Source organism: Actinoplanes sp. NPDC051537 (assembly GCF_055586105.1).
Genome location: NZ_JBVJIU010000003.1, coordinates 97,918 through 113,120, shown reverse-complemented (window position 1 = coordinate 113,120; position 15,203 = coordinate 97,918). Strand labels below are relative to the sequence as shown.

General features: G+C 72.7%; 11 protein-coding genes. 6 read left to right on the top strand and 5 right to left on the bottom strand.

Annotated elements, in window-relative coordinates; translation table 11 throughout:
- Positions 1 to 81: 81 nt before the first annotated feature.
- Positions 82 to 1,593, top strand: a complete 1,512-nt coding sequence (locus ACZ6TB_RS07440; RefSeq protein ID WP_465551669.1) for an MFS transporter — start codon at positions 82 to 84, stop codon at positions 1,591 to 1,593.
- Here ACZ6TB_RS07440 and ACZ6TB_RS07435 read toward each other — a convergent pair.
- From ACZ6TB_RS07435 to ACZ6TB_RS07425, 3 genes are all read right to left on the bottom strand, one after another.
- Entirely contained in the window at positions 1,568 to 2,758 is a 1,191-nt protein-coding gene (locus ACZ6TB_RS07435) for an MFS transporter (protein WP_465551667.1), read from the bottom strand. The two genes, ACZ6TB_RS07440 and ACZ6TB_RS07435, sit on opposite strands and share 26 nt — an antisense overlap.
- Positions 2,755 to 4,017 (bottom strand): GH1 family beta-glucosidase, encoded by a 1,263-nt coding sequence (locus ACZ6TB_RS07430; RefSeq protein ID WP_465551665.1) that lies wholly within the window; start codon positions 4,015 to 4,017, stop codon positions 2,755 to 2,757. The genes ACZ6TB_RS07435 and ACZ6TB_RS07430 overlap by 4 nt, the downstream gene beginning before the upstream one ends.
- A 374-nt stretch (positions 4,018 to 4,391) precedes the next feature.
- On the bottom strand, positions 4,392 to 5,162 hold the full coding sequence (locus ACZ6TB_RS07425) for an SAM-dependent methyltransferase (protein ID WP_465551663.1): 771 nt from the start codon (positions 5,160 to 5,162) through the stop codon (positions 4,392 to 4,394).
- Between the two features lie 14 nt (positions 5,163 to 5,176).
- On the opposite strand from ACZ6TB_RS07425, the gene ACZ6TB_RS07420 reads away from it, so the two are divergent.
- Positions 5,177 to 6,010, top strand: a complete 834-nt coding sequence (locus ACZ6TB_RS07420) for a patatin-like phospholipase family protein (protein ID WP_465551661.1) — start codon at positions 5,177 to 5,179, stop codon at positions 6,008 to 6,010.
- On the opposite strand, the gene ACZ6TB_RS07415 is transcribed toward ACZ6TB_RS07420, so the two are convergent.
- Positions 6,007 to 9,204: a penicillin acylase family protein gene (locus tag ACZ6TB_RS07415; RefSeq protein WP_465551659.1), complete on the bottom strand. Its 3,198-nt coding sequence runs from the start codon at positions 9,202 to 9,204 to the stop codon at positions 6,007 to 6,009. The two genes, ACZ6TB_RS07420 and ACZ6TB_RS07415, sit on opposite strands and share 4 nt — an antisense overlap.
- A 235-nt stretch (positions 9,205 to 9,439) precedes the next feature.
- On the opposite strand from ACZ6TB_RS07415, the gene ACZ6TB_RS07410 reads away from it, so the two are divergent.
- A complete protein-coding gene (locus tag ACZ6TB_RS07410; protein ID WP_465551657.1) occupies positions 9,440 to 9,607 on the top strand; it encodes a hypothetical protein in 168 nt (55 codons plus the stop codon).
- A 126-nt stretch (positions 9,608 to 9,733) separates the two neighbouring features.
- Here ACZ6TB_RS07410 and ACZ6TB_RS07405 read toward each other — a convergent pair whose 3' ends face one another.
- Complete coding sequence (locus tag ACZ6TB_RS07405; protein ID WP_465551655.1) at positions 9,734 to 10,696, bottom strand: zinc-dependent alcohol dehydrogenase; 963 nt, start codon at positions 10,694 to 10,696, stop codon at positions 9,734 to 9,736.
- Between the two features lie 98 nt (positions 10,697 to 10,794).
- Between ACZ6TB_RS07405 and ACZ6TB_RS07400 the strand changes: the two genes are divergently transcribed.
- The 3 genes from ACZ6TB_RS07400 to ACZ6TB_RS07390 all read left to right on the top strand — a co-directional run bounded on the left by ACZ6TB_RS07400 (position 10,795) and on the right by ACZ6TB_RS07390 (position 15,194).
- Positions 10,795 to 11,802 (top strand): isocitrate lyase/PEP mutase family protein, encoded by a 1,008-nt coding sequence (locus tag ACZ6TB_RS07400; protein ID WP_465551653.1) that lies wholly within the window; start codon positions 10,795 to 10,797, stop codon positions 11,800 to 11,802.
- A gap of 88 nt (positions 11,803 to 11,890) precedes the next feature.
- Positions 11,891 to 13,159, top strand: a complete 1,269-nt coding sequence (locus ACZ6TB_RS07395) for an aldehyde dehydrogenase family protein (protein ID WP_465551651.1) — start codon at positions 11,891 to 11,893, stop codon at positions 13,157 to 13,159.
- Between the two features lie 154 nt (positions 13,160 to 13,313).
- Positions 13,314 to 15,194, top strand: a complete 1,881-nt coding sequence (locus ACZ6TB_RS07390) for a S8 family peptidase (protein WP_465551646.1) — start codon at positions 13,314 to 13,316, stop codon at positions 15,192 to 15,194.
- Positions 15,195 to 15,203 lie beyond the last annotated feature (9 nt).

Sequence of the window (15,203 nt, the reverse complement as noted above, 5' to 3'; positions counted from 1 at the left end):
TGACAGCTCATCCTATTACTGCGTATGTATTACGCAGTAGTGCGTATGCCATACGCAATAGTCTTCCACGGAGGGGCCGTCATGCAAGCCACGCTCGAAAAGGCCGGACGACGCGAGTGGATCGCCCTCGGGGTGCTGATCCTGCCGCTGCTGCTGGTGTCGATGGACGTCTCGATCCTCTACTTCACCGTCCCGTTCATCAGCCACGACCTCGCGCCGAGCAGCACCGAGCAGTTGTGGATCTTCGACATCTACGGCTTCGTGCTGGCCGGGCTGCTGATCACCATGGGCGCGCTCGGCGATCGCATCGGGCGGCGCCGGCTGCTGCTGGCCGGGGCGCTGGGCTTCGGCGCGGCGTCGGCCCTCGCCGCGTACTCGACCAGCGCCGGCATGCTCATCGGGGCGCGCGCGATCCTCGGCGTCGCCGGCGCCACCCTGATGCCCTCGACGCTCGGGCTGATCCGCAACATGTTCCACGACGCCAAGCAGCGGGCCACCGCGATCGCGGTCTGGACGGCGGCGATGACCTCGGGCATCTCGCTCGGCCCGGTGATCAGCGGCGTGCTGCTGCAGCACTTCTGGTGGGGCTCGGTGTTCCTCATCAACATCCCGGCGATGCTCCTGCTGCTGGTCTCGGCGCCGTTCCTGCTGCCCGAGCACCGCAACCCGGCCCGGGGCCGCTTCGATCTGGTCAGCGCGGCCCTCTCGATGGTGTCGGTGCTCGCCGCCGTCTGGGGCATCAAGCAGATTGCGGCGTACGGGATGAGCACCGTCCGCTGCGCGGCGATCGCCGGTGGCCTGGCCCTCGCCGTCGTCTTCGTCCGGCGCCAGCGGCGGCGTCCCGACCCGCTGCTCGACCTGGCGATCCTGCGGCGGCCGGCGTTCGCGGGCTCGGTCGTGGTGAGCCTGCTCGGCACCTTCGCGCTGGTCGGCTTCGCCGTCTTCGTGACGCAGTACCTCCAGCTGGTGCTCGGGATGAGCCCGCTCGAGGGCGCGCTGTGGAGCCTGGCCCCGTCGATCGGGGTCGGCGCGGCGGCCCCGATCGCCTCGAAGCTCGCCCAGCGCGGCGTCGACCGGGCCCGGATCATCGCCGCCGGCTTCGGCCTGGCGGCGGCGGGCTTCCTGGTGGCGAGCACGGTGCCGCAGCACGCGGGCCTGGTGCGGCTGCTGATCGCCGCCGCCCTGTACGCGGGCGGCCTGGTCGTGGTGATGTCGACCGCCACCGAGCTGATCATGGGCGCGGTCCCGCCGGAGCGGGCGGGCTCGTCGTCGGCGCTGACCGAGACGGCCTCGGAGCTGGGCGGGGCGCTGGGCATCGCGATCCTGGGCAGCATCGGCACGGCGGTCTACCGGGCCGGGCTGGACGGCGCGCCGGACGCGGCCCGGGAGACGCTGAGCGGCGCGCTGGCCACCGCCGCGCAGATGCCGTCCCCGGCCGGCGCCGACCTGGTGGACGCGGCCCGGTCCGCCTTCGTCGGCGGCCTGCACGCGGCCGCGTGGATCGAGGTCGCGGTGATGGTGCTGGCCGCCGTGCTGGTGCTGGCGGTGCCGTTCAGCCGACGGCCTTCTACTCGACCGATCGAATCCGTGTGACCAGGATCGAGCCGAGGACGGTCACGGCCGCCGCCGCCAGGTAGAGCACCGGGTAGCCGCCCAGGTAGGACACCAGCGGGAAGGCGATGGCCGGGCCGAGGACCTGGGGCGCGGAGTTGGCGATGTTGATGACGCCCAGGTCGCGGGCCCGGTCCTCGGCGCCGGGCAGCACCTGGGTGATCAGCGCCTGGTCGACCGAGAGGTAGACGCCGAAACCGAGGCCGAGGATGACGGCGGCGACGATCGCGCCGGTCCAGGTCGGCCAGAAGGCGAGAATGACGGCGGCCACGGCCATCACGTAGCCGGAGACGATCACCGAGGGCTTGCGCTTGCCGGTGCGGTCGGAGACGACGCCGCCGACCACGACGGTCAGCACGGTGGCCACCGTGTAGACGACGATCAGCAGGGCGAGGCCGTCGTCGGCGTTCGCGTAGTGCACCTTGTCGCGCAGGAAGTAGAGCAGGTAGAGCGTGGCCATGGCGTTGCCGAGCTGCACCAGGAAGCGGGTGGCGAAGGCCCAGGCGAAGTCCCGGTCGCGGAACGCCTCGAACCGCCACGCCGAGAACCGCGGCGCGACGGCGATCGGCGGATCGCGCTCGACCAGCACGAACGGCGCCACGGTGAACACCACGACGAGGGCGATCGCCATGTAGCCGCCGCCGGCGGCGGTCACCAGGAGCACGCCGGCCACCACGCCGACGGACTGGGTGAGGCCGACCCAGCCGGAGACCAGGCCGCGCTGCCCGACCGGGGTCTGGTCGGGGACGACCGCGGTGAGGCCGGCCTGCATCGTGTTGAGGCCGGCCTGGGCCAGGCACCAGCCGACGCCGACCCAGACCAGGGTGTGCTGGGCGTGCAGGAAGACCAGGGCGGCGCCGCCGAACAGGGCGCCGGCCACGATCCAGGTGTGCCGGCGGCCGGTGCGGGCCGTGGTCACGTCGGAGAGGGCGCCGGCCAGCGGGCCCACGACGACGGCGACCAGGGCGCCGATCGCGGTGATGACGCCGAGGGCGGTCTCCTTGCCGTCGCCGGCGATGTCCTCGATCTGATTCGGCAGCAGCACCTGGAGCGGGCCGAAGTAGCCCATCCAGAGGCCCAGGTTGGCCAGCGAGAGCAGGGCGATCCAGCGGCCGCCGACGCGGGTGGTGACGGCCTCGGTGGTCATCCCCGCTCCCGCAGGGCCGCCTGCAGCCATCGGAAGGAAGCTCTGGGCGTACGGGCGAGTGTGTCGAAGTTGGTTTGCACCAGGCCGAAGCGTTGCCCGTAGCCCTCGGCCCACTCGAAGTTGTCGAGCAGGGACCAGACGAAATAGCCGCGCACGTCGACGCCGGCGGCGATGGCCCGCCCGACCGCGCCGAGGTGGCCGTCGAGGTAGTCGATGCGGAACTGGTCGTCGAGGCGGTCCTCGACCGAGCAGCCGTTCTCGGTGATGTAGATCGGCGGGAGGCCCGGGTAGGTGTCCTTGAGGCCGACCAGCAGGTCGTGCAGGCCGTCCGGGACCACCGGCCAGCCGAAGGCCGTGGTCGGGACGCCCTCGATCGGGACGGTCTCGAACGGCAGGTCACCGTCGGCCGCGGCGACCTTCGTCGGGTTGTAGTAGTTGATGCCGAGCGCCCGCATGGGAGTCGCGATGATCGCCATGTCGCCGTCCTTGACGACCTCGTCGAGCCCCGACGCCAGAAAGTCCGGATATTTGCCGATAAAGAGGGGGTCGTTGAAGAGGCGGTTGTGGAATCCGTCGTAGACCATCGCCGCGATCTGGTCGGCCTCGTCGTCGGAGGCCGGGATGACCGGCGTGCAGTTGTTGGTGATCATGACCTCGGCATCGCCGGGCAACGCCCGCACCGCCAGCCCGTGCGCCAGCAACTGGTGGTGCGCGACCGGCAGCGCCCCGAGCATCAGCTCCCGCCCCGGCGCGTGCGTCCCGAACGCGTACCCCTGCGCCATGTGCACGATCGGCTCGTTCAGCGTGATCCACCGCGTGATCCGGTCACCGAGCCGCTCGGCGACGTGGGCCGCGTACTCACCGAACCGCAGCGCGGTCTCCCGGCTCAGCCACCCGCCCCGATCCTCGAGCGCTTGCGGCAGATCCCAGTGAAAGAGCGTCGGCGTGGGCGCGATCCCCCGCGCCAGCAGCGCGTCGACCAGCCGCTCGTAGAAGTCGAGCCCCGCCGCGTGGGGCGCGCCGCTCCCCTCCGGCTGAACGCGCGGCCAGGCGACGCTGAACCGATAGGCGTCGACCCCGAGCTCCGCCATGAGCGCGACGTCCTCGCCGAACCGGTGATAGTGATCGCAGGCCACGTCCCCGGTGTCCCCGCCGGCGACCTTCCCCGGCGTGTGCGCGAAGGTGTCCCAGATGGACGGCCCGCGGCCGCCCTCGTGCACGGCCCCTTCGATCTGATAGGAGGCCGTGGAGACCCCCACGAGAAACCCGTCAGGAAACCCGGACAGCAAGCCCACACGAACCTCCCGCGAAGGTGAATGCAGCTCAGGTTAGTGATCCGCGTTACACGGCGGAAGACCCATTCGGGCGGGCTCTCGGCAAGCTCGCCGGCCCGGCGACGACGATCTGCGTCACGCGCTGACGGACCACCGCCGCCGCTGGGACGACGGCTTCGAGATCCTGACCGACGACGCGCCGAAGATCAGCGATGCCCTGACGCGGGTGGCGCAGGCGTATCGGTCGGTCGGCCAGGCGGCCGCCGCCCGAGCTGACCGCCGGCCCGGCGACCGGGGCGGTCGATGCCTGAGCTGGGCGAGACCCGCGATCCGCGGGCGCTCGTGCCCGGCGATATCGGTCAGGGGCGGCGGGCGACCGCGATCATGCGGTGATGGGCGGTGGTCAGCGACTCGCCGTTCTCGCCGTGGGCGTGCACGTCCTCGAAGCCAGCGGCCGAGAACCAGTCGCGCAGCTCGGGGAAGCCGAAGAGCCGCTTCACGAACGTCAAGGTCCGGGTGCGGCCGTCGCGGACGACCGTGCGCTCGACGGTCAGGCGCATGGTCAGCGGGTCGAGGTCGTGGCGGTCGACGAGCATGTCGCCGTTCTCGCGGCGGGCCGTGATGCGGGACGGGGGCAGCGCCGGGAGGTACGCGGTCAGGTTGTCCAGATCCATGGCCAGGCGGCCGCCCGGGCGCAGGACCCGGGCCATCTCCGCGAGCACCACGCGGTTGGTGGCGTCGTCGAAGTAGCCGAAAGCCGTGCTCCCGTTGACGACGCGGTCGAAACGGTCCGTCCACTCCGGTGGCAGCTGCCGCATGTCGCCCGCGAGGAACTCGGCGGCGCCGGCTCGGGCCCGGTCCAGGAAGACCGCGGACGAGTCGAGGCCGGTCACGTCGCAGCCGCGGGCGGCCAGGGCGTTCGCCAGGACGCCGTGGCCGCAGCCGACGTCGAGGACGGTCATGCCGGGCTCGAGGGCGAGCAGGCGCCACACCAGGTCGGCGATCTCGTTGCCGCCGGCGTACGCGGTGCCCACCAGCGGGCCGTGCGTGGGGGCGGAGCCGGGCGCGGCGAAGAAGTACAGGTAGTCATCGTCGTACATGGCACCGGCGTCGAACAGATCGGTCGTCATGCTAACCATGATGGGTGGACAACGCACTCGTGCTGGGCGCCGGGGGGATCACCGGAATCGCGTGGCAACTCGGGCTCGTCACCGGACTCCGCGAAGCGGGCGTCGATCTCACCACGGCCGATCTGATCGTCGGGACGTCGGCCGGCTCGGTCACCGGCACGCTGCTCGCGGCGGGCATCGACCCGGTCGACGGGCAACGGCTCGAGGCCCGCCTGGGCGACGGCGACCCGCCGATCCGGCCCGACTGGGAACGCGGCTCGCAGGCGTTCGCGATCCTCACCGACGAGACCCGCGACCCGGCGTCGATCCGGGCCGAGGTGGGCGCGCTCGCGCTCGCGGCGGACGTCATCGACGAGGAGCCGTACGTGTCGTCGCTGGCCCGCCGGCTGCCGGTGCGCGACTGGCCGGACCGCCCGCTGCTGATCAACGCGGTCGACGCGGCGACCGGCGACCCGGTGGTCTGGGACCGCACGTCCGGCGTGCCGCTCGACCGGGCGGTGGCCGCCAGCTGCGCGGTCCCCTGCATCTTCCCGCCGGTCACCGTCGGCGGCCGGCGGTTCGTCGACGGCGGCGTCCGCTCGGGCACGAACGCCGACCTGGCCGCCGGCTGCGCGCGCGTGGTGGTGCTGGCGCCGCTGGCCCCGATCCGCATGCACGGCGCGCCCGCCGCCGAGATCGAGGCGCTGCGCCGGCGGGCCAAGGTCGCGCTGGTCGCCCCGGACGACGCCACCCTGGCCGCGCTGGGCCCCAACGTCTTCGACGCGAGCCGCTGGGAGCCCGCCATCGAGGCGGCGACCGCCCAGGGACGCCGATTGGCTCCCGAGGTGGCCGCCGCCTGGCACAGCTAGTGCCCGTACACCTCCAGCTCATAGAGGGAGAAGCCGTAGGAGGTGGCCCGGGTCTGCCCGGTGAGGCGCAGATAGCGGGCGTTCACCGCGGGAAACGTCACGGTGTCGAGTCCGCCGTTCGCACCCGTCACGGCGGCGACCTGGGTCCAGGTGCTGCCGTCGGCCGAGGTTTCCACCTTGTACGCGGTGGCGTAGGCGTCCTCCCACCGAACCACGGCCCGGGCGACGGGCTGGGCCGCGCCGAGGTCGACCTGTAACCACTGGTTGTCGTTCCAGGAGCTGGCCCAGCGGCTGGATAAGCTCCCGTCCACCGCGTTCTTGGCCGGGTAGAAGAGCTGGCTGCTCGACGCGGTCACCGCCTTGGCCGCGGCCAGGTTGCTGATGTTGTCGCCGCGCTTCGCCGGGAACGACACCACCTGCTGGTACGTGGGGCGGTTCTGCCAGGCGATCAGGTCGTGCTCGATGCCGCCGAGCGGGGACTGCAGGATCGCGTCGGCGCACCACTGGTCGCCGGCCGAGCAGTGGTCGTCACCGGGGTAGGTGGTGGCGGCCGGCTCGGCGAGCGCGGCGGTCAGGCTGGACAGCAGGGCGCCGCGGCACGTGCCGACCACGCCGCCGCCGCAGTACTTCGTGGACCAGCCGGGCACGCTGTCGCCCAGGACCGCGCGCAGGTCCTTGTCCACGTAGCCCCACCAGCCGTACTGGAACGAGGAGCCCTTGTGCGCCTGGCTCTCGTTGGCGGAGGTCGGCAGCGAGCTCACCGGCCCGGTCTGCCCGCCCGACGGCGACTCGTTGATCTGCAGGGCGTCGACGAGCGACTGGAACAGCCCATCGCCGAGCCCGGACTGGAACGCGGCCTGCACGAGCTTGGGCCACCAGGCATCGAAAATGCGAATGGCGTCGGCGTTCCCGTACGTCTTACTGCCCGCCGACGTCTCCTGCCGGTGCGCGCCCGCGGCCAGCCAGGCACGCAGCTTGGCCAGCGCCGCGGCCTGGGCCGAGTCGGTGACCGTGGCGGTGTCGATGACCCGCAGCAGGACCGGCAGCACGTCGGTGCCGCGCAGGTCGGTGGTGGCCGCCGACTCGACGACCTTCACCAGGGACGCCCGGTCGTACTTCGTGCCGGCCGCGATCCCCGCCTTCAGGGGCTTGTCGAGCAGATCGGCGCGGTGCACCGAGCCGAAGCTGAAGTTGCCGTCGGCCGCCCCGAAGTTGCCGGCCTGCTTGTTGTTCCAGCTGACGAAGTAGTTCTGGTTGACGGCCTGCGGGTGGCCGCTCGCCGGGACGTACGAGGCGAGATTGGTCACGGGGTTCCAGCCCTGCCACTCGTACGCCTGCTCGCCCTTGGTCGGAAGGTTGGGATCGGCGCCCGGCGCGCGCAACGGCTCGGCGCCCGAGGTGTACATCGCCGAGTCGGCCGAGTTGACGTAGAACCAGTTGAACGCGAACGAGATGTTCGACGCCGAGCTCATGAAGGCCGCGGGCGTGCCCATCTGGTCGGGCTCGTTGAACATCTGGAAGCCGATCGCCGAGTCCGCCTCGTGCCGGTAGGTCGACCGCAGGCTGGTGAACGCGGTGGGCGCGCCACCGACCAGGCCACGCCAGGTGACGAGGCCGTACTTGGTGCGCTGCACGGTGAGCCGGTAGGACCCGGCGGCGGTGGAGTCGGCGGTGGTCGGCTTCCACGCGTTGGTCTGGGTGAGGGCCTCCATCGGGGTGCAGGCGCCGCGGTAGACGTAGCTCGTGGAGGCCAGGGTGGCCGCGCTGCCGTCGGCGTTGCAGAGCTTCACCGCGTACGTGTCGGTGATGTCCTGGATCGACGAGGTGGCGCTCCAGGCGTAGTCCGGGCCGCGGCCGATGAGGGTGTAGAGGTTGAGGCCGGAGAACGCGATGCCCCGGCTGCTGATCCCCGGGCCCTCCAGCTCCTGCGCCATGAGCAGCTGCGGCGCGAAGTAGCCGGTCTGCGGCCCGAAGACGGCGACCGGGTGGCCGGTGGCCGAGTTCGCCGCGCTGACGATCGCGGCGTTCGACATGCCGCGCTTGGCGTTGTCGATGGTCAGCGTGCTGAGCGAGTCGGCCAGCGCACTTTCGCCGGATCGCGCGGCCGACGTCGCGGTGCCGGTCTTGTCGAAGACGATCGGCTCCGACGTGGCGGTCCCGGCGTCCGGCATCGCCACACCGGCCGCATTCGGATCTCCCTGCCCGTACGGGAAGGATTGTCCATTGTGCAGAGTGAGCACGGTCTCGGGGTCGTTCTGCTCCCGGAACTGCTGCCAGACGGCGTCCCCGGCGGCGTTGCCGTACTTGGCCCGCGCGGCGATGCGGACCAGCGCCGACTGCATCTCGTTGCCGCCGCCCCCGCCGAACAGCCCGCCGATGACCCCGGCGATCGCGATCAGGTCGGTCATCGTGAAGGCGACCGGCCCGCCCGCGTTGGTGATCGCGTCGAGGTGGCCGGTCAGCACGTACTCGCCCGGGCAGTCACGGGCCGCCATGCAGTCGGCGATGTACTTGTTGATGCCCGCGATGTAGCTCTGGACGTCGGAGTAGAGCTGCGCGCCGCGCGTACTCCCGGCTTGCAGTGCATTGATCTGGGTCTGAAGGTCGGCCTCGGTGTAGGGCGAGTTGCGCCAGACGCTCTGCTCGAGGTCACGGTTGCCGGCCGCGCCACCCGCGAAGCTGGTGAGGTTGCCCCGCGCGACGTGCCGCATCAGGTCCATCAGGAACAGCCGGTCCCGCGCGCCCGCATACCCGGCGCCGTACATGACGCCGGCCCGCGTCGTGCCGGTGACGTGCGGGATGCCGAACTTCTTGTCCCGCACGATGGTGACGTCGCTGCGGGGCGACTTGGTGCTCTCCACGTCGGCGGCGGCAACGCCGTACGAGCTGTCGTTGAAGAAGGTGTTGATCTGGTCGCCGGTCAGGCCGGTGTAGTTGTACGTGAGGTTCCCGTACTTGGCGAGCTGATCGTCGGAGTGCGGCGGCTTCGTGCCGAAGGCCTGTGAGGCGAGGATCTGCACGAGATCGGCGTCCCCGTTCTGCCCCGGCGGCAGGATGTCGGAGCACTCCCCCAGGCAATAGTCGTTGACGGCGTAGGCCGCCTGGGCGGGGCTCGCGGTGGTCGGAGAGAGCGTGGCGGCGGTGGCGAGGAAGGCCACCACCAGGACGTTGAGGCTCGAATGGCGTCGGCGCATGGACGTTTCCCTTCGGGAACACGCGAACGCGAAAAGAATTCATAGATGTTAAGACGTCGATGGGTTGTCGCACCAGAGCTTTGCTACCACTGCGTAGCGTGACCGTGCCGTTGCGGGGTTTCGCGCTCGTGATCGGGGCCGTCACTGCTTTGGCATCCTAGGAACCTAGGTTGAAGGTTTCGAGCGCTTGCCACCGCGCGGCTGAGCGGACGCAGTGTGAGCTGACGCGGGCTCGGTGGGCGCGGGCTCGGTGGGCGCGGGCTCGGTGGGCGCGGGCTCGGTGGGCGCGGGCGCGGTGGGCGCGGTCAGCGCGGCGGGCGCGGTCAGCGCGGCGGGCGCGGTCAGCGCGGCGGGCGCGGTCAGCGCGGCGGGCGCGGTCAGCGCGGCGGGCGCGTATTGGTGAGCAGAGGAGGGCTAGCGAGAAAACTGGCTGCAGCGGTCAGGCCTGGCGCGGGCGCGGACTGAGCGGGCGCGGATGCGCGTATTGGTGAGCAGAGCAAAGGGCCGGCGAGAGAACGGGCTGCGGCGGTCAGGCCTGGGGGTGGACGACCACCTTGAGGCCCTCGCGGGCGGCGGCGGTGGCCATCGCGGCGCCGATCTCGGTCAAGGGGTAGGCGGCTGAGACCAGCGGGGGCAGGTCGATCAGGCGGCGGGCGGCAAGGTCGATCGCTCGCGGGTAGACCTCGCCCATCCGGCGGGACAGGACCAGCGTCAAGCCCTTGCGGCGGGCTATCGACGCCTTGAAGGTGGTCTGGTCGCCGTCGGGGATGCCTACCAGGATCACTCGGGCGCCTGGTTTGGCGGCGGTCAGGGCGGCCTCCACGGCGGCCTCGCTGCCGGAGACCTCGAAGACCAGGTCGGCCTCGCCCTGCAGCGGGACGGCGCCCAGCTTCAGGGCCGCCTCCATGCGGTGGGGCAACGGGTCGAAGGCCAGCACCTGCGTGGCGCCGGACAGGCGGGCCAGCTGGATCAGCATCAGGCCGATCGGGCCGCAACCCACGACCGCGACCGTCGACGCCAGGCGGGGGTGGGCCAGGTCGTACGCGTGCAGCGCGACGCCCAGGGGCTCGAGCAGGGCGCCCTCGTCGTCCGAGATGCTGTCGGGCAGGGGGTGCACGCGGTGGCTCGGCCAGGCCATCAGCTGGCGCAGGCCGCCGTCGCAGGCGCCGTGGCCGGCGAAGACGATGTTCAGGCAGAGGTTCGGGTCGCCGGCCAGGCAGGGCTCGCAATGGCCGCAGGGAATCGCGGGATCGATCGCCACCCGGGTGCCGTCGCGCGGGCCGCCGCGGATCACGCCGGCCATCTCGTGGCCCAGCACGAGCGGCCTCGACAGGACCGCGTCGCCGATGGCGCCCTCGGTGAACCAGTGGAGGTCGGAACCGCAGAGGCCGACGCTGGTCACCTCGACCAGCGACTCGCCGTCGCCGGGAACCGGATCGTCCTCGTCCGAGACCCGGACGTCCCCGGCGCCGTACAGGCGGGCAGCACGCATGCGTGAACGATAACAGCGCCCCGGACGAGCGGCGCGCAGAGCGAAACGCCGTACCGTTCGGCACAATCGCCTCCACGACCACAGAGGAAGGCACCGCCATGAACGGAGCGGACGAGCTGCGGGCACTGCTCGCGGCCGGCCTGGTGACCCACGCGCCGGGCGTCTACGACCCGGTGACGGCGGCGCTCGCGGTGGCGGCGGGTCATCGGGCCGTCCACCTGTCCGCGGCCGGAGTCTCGGCGCTCATGCTGGGCCGTCCCGACCTGGGATACGTGCACGCCACCCAGATCGCCGACCGGGCCGCCACGATGGCGTCGGCGCTGGGCGGCGTGCCGCTGATCGCGGACGCGGACACCGGGTACGGCGATCCGCGCGACGCCGTCTGGACCGGGCAGGCCTATGCGCGCTCGGGCATCGCGGGGCTGCACATCGGGGACCGGGCCGAGTCCGGCGAGACTGCAGCCACGCTCGCCGCGCTCGCCCGCGAGGTGCCGGAGCTCGCCGTGATCGCCCGCACCGGCGCCTACGCCGCGCACGGACTGGGCGACGTGATCGAGCGCTGCCGCGCCTACGCGGCGGCGGGGGCGGCCGCGGTGCTGCCCGAGGGCGTGGACGACCTCGACGACCTCGCGCGGCTGCACGAGGCGCTCCCGGGGGTGCCCCTCGTGATCAGCCGGACGGAGGCCGCCGGAGGGAGCGGGCCGGGCGCGAGCGACGCCGACCTGGCCGCCGCCGGCGTGCGGCTCGTGCTGCACCCGATGACCGCGCTGCTGGCCGCCCTGCGCGCCGCCTCCCAGGTCTACCGGCGGATCGCCGACAGCGGCGGCGCCGAACCGGTCGACCGGATGCCGTGGGCGGCCTTCACGGACCTGGTCGGCCAGGGGGAGGCCCGGGAGGCGCGGGAGGCGCGAGAGCCGCGCGTGACCGACGGCAGCTACATCCCGGGCGAGCCGTTCACGCCGCCCGAGCAGCGCGCCGCGGGCGACCGGCCGGGCCGGGCCGGTGGTCACCCGCACGGGCCGGCCACGGGACGGCCGAACGGCGCGCGCCGTCGCGCGGCGGCCGACGCCGACGGCCGCTACACCTACGGGAGGCTCGACACGTGACCGGAGCGGTCCGCCGGCTCCGGGGTTTGATCGCCGCGCACATCCGGTACTCGTACCGCGTGACAGACGAGAAACGGGCGGCGACCGCGTGATCCGGCGGGAGAACCCGGCCCGGATCACCGAGATCGTCGGGTCGGTCGCCGAGACGTCCCCGAACGAGGTGGACGCCGTGGTCTGGGCCGCCGACGCCGACTTCCGCCGGTGGCGGGCGACGGCGCTCGACGAGCGGCTGGCCCTGCTCACCCGGGCCGCCGAGGCGATCGAGGACGCGCTCGCCGACCTGTCGGTGCTGCTGGCCCGCGAGACCGGCCAGGTGCTCGGCGACTGCCGCGGCGAGATCGGCCTCGCCGTGCGCTACCTGCGCTGGGTGGTGGCGAACGCGGCCGCGGCCTATGCCGACGACGAAGGCGAGGACGACAAGAACAACAGCAGGACCATCCGGCAACGGCGGCCGTACGGGGTGATCGCCGCTCTCACGCCGTGGAGCAGGCCGGTCGTCGGGTCGATGACCAGGATCGCCCCGGCCCTCGCGGCCGGCAACGCGGTGGTGGTCAAGCCGTCGCCGCTCGCCCCGCTCACCCTCGACCGGATGGTGCGGCTGATCGGCGGCCCGCTGCGGATCGTGCACGGCGGCGCCGGGACCGGCGCCGCGCTGGCCGGCCACGACCTGGTGCGCAAGGTGGCGTTCACCGGCGGCGCGGCGGGCGCCCGGGCGGTGGCGGCGCTGGCCGGCGGGCGGCTCACCCCGGCCGTGCTCGAGCTCCGCGGCGCCGACCCGGCCGTGTTCCTCGACGACGCGCCGTTCGACGACGCCGCCATGGATCGGCTCGTGACCGCCACGTTCGCCACCGGCGGCAGGCGCCTCCACGTGCCGGCCGGGAAGATCAAGACGTTCGCCGACGCCTACCTCGCCGCCGCGCAGCGGGTGCTGGTCACCGGCGACCCGCTCGCCGACGGCGTGACGATGGGCCCGGTCATCTCGGCCGCCGCGCGCACCGCGGCCGAGCGGCTGCGCACCGGCGACTACCGCGACCTCGGCCGGTTCGACGCCGACCCCGAGCTCGGCTACTACGTGCGGCCGGCCCTGGTCGTCGATCCCGACCCGCGCGATCCGGTGGTCACCGCCGACGGGCTCGCGCCGGTCGTGCCCGTGTTCGGCTACGAGGACGAGGACGAGGCGGTGCTGGCCGCCGGCCTCGGGCGCAAGGCGTCGGTGTGGAGCGCCGACGAGGAGCGGGCGGTCGCGTTCGCGCGCCGTATCGAGGCCGGCGCCGCGTTCGTGAACCGGCACCACGAGGCGCCGTTCGACGGCCTCGCCGAGTACGTCCGGGTCGGCGTCATCCGCGCCGGTCGCTGAGCCGCTCGTCCTTTCCGGTGGACTCAGCCATCCGCGCGGTGGAACCGTCCCCGGCCCGTCCCTGATCCGACTGCGTCCGCGGCCCGGCCGCGCCATCCTGTGGCGATGTGGGAGGGCCCGCCCGGGACCCTTCCGTGGCAGTGGGGGTGGCACCGTGGCCACTTCGGCGACGACCTGGCAGGACCGCGTGCTGACCGCCCTGGGCGGCCTGCCGGACCGGCCCGGCCCCGACACCCTGGCCGAAGAGATCGCCCTGCGGTTCGCCGACCGGTTCGACCCGGCCGACCGTGACTACGTCGGGCTCGCCACCCGGCCGCAGTGGCAGGGCTTCGTGCTCGACGCGGTCGACGAGCTGCGCGCGGCGGCGCTGATCGAGCCCGACCACCTGGCGCTGACCCCGGCCGGCCACGACGCCCTCGCCGCGGTGCTCGGCAACCCGCCCGAAGCCGGCCCGCCCGGAGCCGGCCCGCCCGAAGCCGGCCCGCCCGAAGCCGGCCCGCCCGAAGCCGCGCTCAATAAGAGGCCGGCATCCGCCCCTCACCCCGACGCCATCCCGGTGGTGGCCGGCGTCATCTCCGCTCCCCTGCGCGACCCCGATGCCCGGCGCGGCTTCGGATTCAGCGACGCCGAGGACCAGCCGATCCCGGTGATGGTCGAGCTCAACCTGCAGTACTCGTCCGGCCCCGCGGGCGCCGTCTCCCGGCTCGGCGAGCTGTGGCGGCGCGCCACCGACGCGGCGGCGCCGCATCTCATCGCGGGCCGGTACGTGGCCGGCGAGCTCACCATGAGCGAGATGAAACGGCTGGTGGCCGCCGACGCCGTGCCGGTGCACTGGCCGGCCCGCAGCATCCACCACATCTGGCCGGACTTCCCGGTGCGGCCGCACATCGACGCGTCCTGCGTGACGATCAAGGCGGACGCCGCGCGGAACTCGTTCGAGGCGGACGGGCGCGGCATCGTCTGGGCGGTCATCGACTCCGGGATCGATGCCGATCATCCACATTTCCAGACGTACGGAACCCTGAATGATCCGTCCGTCAAAGATCTCCATCGGTTCTTCCCGCCGGCCGGCGACCCCACGCCGGACGGCGCGCTCGACGACCCCACCGGGCACGGCACGCACGTGGCCGGCATCATCGCCGGCGACGTCGGGCCGTGGCTGGAGGAGAAGCCCGGCCGCAAGCTGTACGCGACCGAGAGCCGGTACAACGCGGCCAACCCGGACACGCCGCTGCGGATGCCCCGCGACTTCCCGGACGACGTGCGCCTGGCCGGGATGGCGCCGCGGGCCCGGCTCGTCAGCCTCAAGGCGCTCGGGGGCGGCGGCACGCTCAACGACCGGGTCAACCGGGTGATCCAGGCGCTGGCCTACGTACGCGAGACCAACGGCGACGGCGTCGACGGCATGCGCATCCACGGCGTCAACCTCAGCCTCGGGTACGAGTTCTACCCGGAGTGGTTCGCCTGCGGCGGCAGCCCGCTCTGCCAGGAGATCGACCGTACGGTCCGGTCCGGTGTGGTCGTCGTGGTGGCGGCCGGCAACTCCGGCTACGGGCAGCTCAACGTCAAGATGGACGCCCCGGACCGGTTCGGCTTCGCGATGACCGTCAACGACCCGGGCAACGCGCAGCTGGCCATCACCGTCGGCTCCACCCACCGCTCGGCGCCGCACATCTACGGCGTCTCCTACTTCTCCTCGAAGGGCCCGACCGGCGACGGCCGGGAGAAGCCCGACCTGGTGGCGCCCGGCGAGCGCATCACCTCGTGCGCGGCCGGCGCCAACCTCGTGGCGGTGGTCGGCAGCGGCGAGAAGCCGGCCGACACCGCCGTCTACGTCGAGGACTCCGGCACCAGCATGGCCGCGCCGCACGTCTCCGGCGCCGCCGCCGCGCTGCTCTCGGTGCGGCGCGAGTTCCTCGGGCAGCCGGAGAAGGTCAAGCACATCCTCCGCGACTCGGCCACCGATCTGGGCCGGCGCCGCGAGTTCCAGGGGGCCGGTCTCCTCGACCTGATGCGGGCCCTGCAAAGCGTTTGACGACGGGAG

Bases quoted from the DNA above. Each gene is read 5' to 3' on its own strand.
- ACZ6TB_RS07440 (WP_465551669.1), top strand. From the start codon at position 82: ATGCAAGCCACGCTCGAAAAGGCCGGACGACGCGAGTGGATCGCCCTC.
- ACZ6TB_RS07400 (WP_465551653.1), top strand. From the start codon at position 10,795: ATGAACGGAGCGGACGAGCTGCGGGCACTGCTCGCGGCCGGCCTGGTG.
- ACZ6TB_RS07435 (WP_465551667.1), bottom strand. From the start codon at position 2,758: ATGACCACCGAGGCCGTCACCACCCGCGTCGGCGGCCGCTGGATCGCC.
- ACZ6TB_RS07425 (WP_465551663.1), bottom strand. From the start codon at position 5,162: ATGACGACCGATCTGTTCGACGCCGGTGCCATGTACGACGATGACTAC.
- ACZ6TB_RS07405 (WP_465551655.1), bottom strand. From the start codon at position 10,696: ATGCGTGCTGCCCGCCTGTACGGCGCCGGGGACGTCCGGGTCTCGGAC.
- ACZ6TB_RS07415 (WP_465551659.1), bottom strand. From the start codon at position 9,204: ATGCGCCGACGCCATTCGAGCCTCAACGTCCTGGTGGTGGCCTTCCTC.